General features: G+C 39.5%; 1 protein-coding gene. It reads left to right on the forward strand.

What is annotated here, in order from left to right; genetic code table 11:
• A partial coding sequence (locus tag AALA56_RS10135; RefSeq protein WP_369909904.1) for an IS3 family transposase occupies positions 1 to 838 on the forward strand: 838 nt, incomplete at its 5' end.

Consider the following 838-nt stretch of genomic DNA (forward strand, 5'->3'; position numbering starts at 1 on the left):
TCATGATAAAGAACCAGATATTCCCATTCAAACCTTATGTCAGCTCTTAAAGGTGTCACGCTCAGGTTATTACAAATGGCTTAATCATCAAGAGACAGTTTCAGAAATAGAAAATAAGAAACTGATGAAGAAGATTAAAGAACTCCATAGCCGTCACAATGGCATTCTAGGCTATCGCCGTATGACAAACTTTATCAACCGCCAACTTAGCGCCAATTATAACAAGAAGCGTATTCGTCGATTGATGAAAATACTAGGTATCCGTTCTGTTATTCGCCGTGTTAGACAGTCTTGCACCAAAGTTGGGGAAAGGTGTTACGAAGAAAACATCCTTAATCGTGATTTCACCGCAACAGCTCCCAATCAGAAATGGTGCACGGATGTGACTTATCTTCAGTATGGACTAAGTTCTAAAGCCTACCTTAGTGCTATCAAAGACTTGTATGACGGCTCTATCATCGCTTATGAGATTAGTCATAACAATGACAATCCATTGGTGATGAAGACGATTAAGAAAGCTTTAGAGCTCAATCCTGATGCTACACCAATTATTCATAGTGACCGAGGCAGTCAGTACACCTCGAAGGAATATCGTTATATCACACAACAAGCTGGGATGACCTTGTCTATGTCACGTGTGGGAAAGTGTATTGACAATGCACAGATTGAAAGTTTCTTCGGGCATTTCAAGACAGAGTCTTACCATCTCAAAAAATATAGGACTTATGATGAGCTAGTCACAGATGTAGAAGCCTACATTGATTTCTACAATACACAACGGTATCAAGCAAAATTAAGCAACCTGACTCCTTTTGAATTCAGGAATCAGGTTGCTTAA

The organism is Streptococcus hyointestinalis (assembly GCF_041225505.1).
GTDB lineage: Bacteria > Bacillota > Bacilli > Lactobacillales > Streptococcaceae > Streptococcus > Streptococcus hyointestinalis_B.